The organism is Snodgrassella sp. B3882 (genome assembly GCF_026535915.1).
Taxonomy (GTDB): domain Bacteria; phylum Pseudomonadota; class Gammaproteobacteria; order Burkholderiales; family Neisseriaceae; genus Snodgrassella.
The window spans coordinates 1-2406 of the sequence record NZ_JAFNPF010000012.1; the positions used below are offsets into that span (position 1 = coordinate 1).

Sequence of the window (2406 nt, forward strand, 5' to 3'; positions counted from 1 at the left end):
GCTTATCGCTTTTGCCATTTTCAACATCGGTATAGATGTTCAATTGACCATTCTCACCAGTATAATTACCGTTGATGGTTAAAGTAGTATCTGCTGAGTTTTTACCCAGATCGATGACACCACTGTTGATCACATCAGAATTTTTTAAAACAGCGGAATTGATTTCTGGATCCACAATTTGGATGGTTCCAGTGTTGTTGATCAGACCATTTTGGGTATTGGTACCGATAACATTAATAACAGTGCCAACTTGTCCACCACTGCTCAAACCAGTGCTGTCTTTGATATTCCAAGTTCCGTTGTTATTGAATGTAACTTCACCATTGCTGTCAACGTTTTGATAATTAGGTTGGTTCTCATCTGAGGTCGTATTGATATTTTTCGTAGCGCTTAAATCAACAAAACCATTTATGTCACCATCATTATTAATGATGGTTTTGCCACCATTTGTTCTGGAGCGATGCGCAACAATAGTTCGATCATTCGTTGCAGAAATCACACCTTTATTATTCACTGTCTGTAAGGCAGGTTGTTCTTTAGTTAGGTCACGACGATGTGCAGCACTGGTCATATCAATCGCCACACCGTCTTTACCGCCACCGCCAATAATATTGGAATTAGAGTCTAAATTAATATTGATATCACCATCGCGTGACTCTACAACGATGGCTTTAGCATCATTGCCTGCCGTATCAACTAAACCATTATTATTAATCGTGATCGTACCAGTATTGTCCGCAGATCCCCGCATCAAGGCATAGATACCTTTTGTATTTTCACCTTTGGCAACAAGCTGACCTTGATTATCAATATTAATGTTACCTGTAGCTTTGCCCGATCCATCTTTTTTGGCACTCAGCTCAGTACGGATTAGCTCAATATTTTTGGCATTGTTGGAAGAAATTTTACCACTGTTTTTAATATTAATATCGCCTACGGCTTCTGCATAAACGTTAGTATTCTCCATGATGCTCGTGGTAGCATAGATACCACTGCCCCAATTCGTAGTTGAATCCGTAATAGTTAGGTCGCCAGAGTTATCAATATTGATATTACCAACACCTTGCTGCCAAACACGAATCGCATGAACTGGGCTGTTGATATTCCCGGAGTTATTGATCGTAATATCACCCTCATTACCACTTAAAGCAACACCAATAATACCTACAGGATACCGACCCTCATTGACTTTATCGAGTATGGGTGCGTCACTATTGATATTGATGTCACCGGAATTAGTGATATTTACGCTGGTTTTTGTTTTCCATTGTAGAGGATTGGTGATCTGATCAGAAGCTGTAGAGGCGACAATACCACCGGACGCATTACCATTGATGGTAATGTTGCCTTGGTTATTAATTTTAATCTCTCTATCTTGAATGCCATATTGAGCCTGAACGAATATACCACGAGACCAGTTATTGTTCGTTTCCAGATTACCTGTATTGGTAATATCAACTACTTTACCACCTTTTAAATAATAAAAGAGAGGGCTACTATCGTTACCAGTGGAAGTAAGATTACCTGAATTATTCACGATAATATCTTCATCACTGGTTCTAATAGTAAATTTTCCATCTTCAACTCTATTACCACTATTGGAAATGACCGCATCCTGGGTATTGTCAACCCGTATTTCAGCCAGCGCATTACCTGCTAAACACAAAGATAAGGCACCAGTTAACGCTGTTTTAACCAATAACGATAATTTTTTAGATTTACCCTTTCCTTTGGCAAGTTCGGATACTACCCGACTGTTTCCTTGCCGGTTTTTTACAACCTTATAAATCTTATTCATGATTAAATCGCTTTCAGAATTGTTAAGCTATTTATATACTCAATTACTTAATTTTTTTGATTAAATCCTTCCAGTTAATTTAATCATTAACACAACTCATAAGTACCCTTATGTATTATGTTGGGTGAATTATTATGTAATTCTTGCCTTAAATCAATTCTTAATTAATCGATCTTGATAATATATGCTGAAAAAATATTAACATATTGTTTGATTTAGATAAGATATGTAGGAGTTTGTACCCATAATGCATCAATATTTATGCGGAATATTTTATTAATCATTGTTTAACTCCATCTCGTGATCAAAATAAAAGCAACACGGTTAAGTGTTGCTTTGTTTAAAAGGATAACTTGTAATTAGAACGAATAATTCAAGCCTACTTTGGCACCTACATTTGAATGACTGTTACTACCGAATTTTCCATCAAACTGTGCATAACCACTTACTGCTTTGCTAAAGTTTGCATTCAATCCTAGTTTCACTTCAAACTGGTTTTTGCTGATATCTGATTTGATATGTTTACCATTAATCTTCGCTTCTGGAGTAGATGAATCATACAACCAGTTCGCTTCTACAAATGGCAACACCCCATAGCTATCTTTACC

Annotated in this window: 2 protein-coding genes; both read right to left on the reverse strand. The window is 36.8% G+C overall.

Annotated features, from left to right (window positions below; all coding sequences use genetic code 11):
- The coding region (locus tag J3U68_RS10585; protein ID WP_267376890.1) for an ESPR-type extended signal peptide-containing protein at positions 1-1798 on the reverse strand (1798 nt) is incomplete at its 3' end.
- Positions 1799-2157: 359 nt separating this feature from the next.
- Positions 2158-2406, reverse strand: a 249-nt coding sequence (locus J3U68_RS10590) for an autotransporter outer membrane beta-barrel domain-containing protein (RefSeq protein WP_267376892.1), incomplete at its 5' end; no start/stop codon positions are given.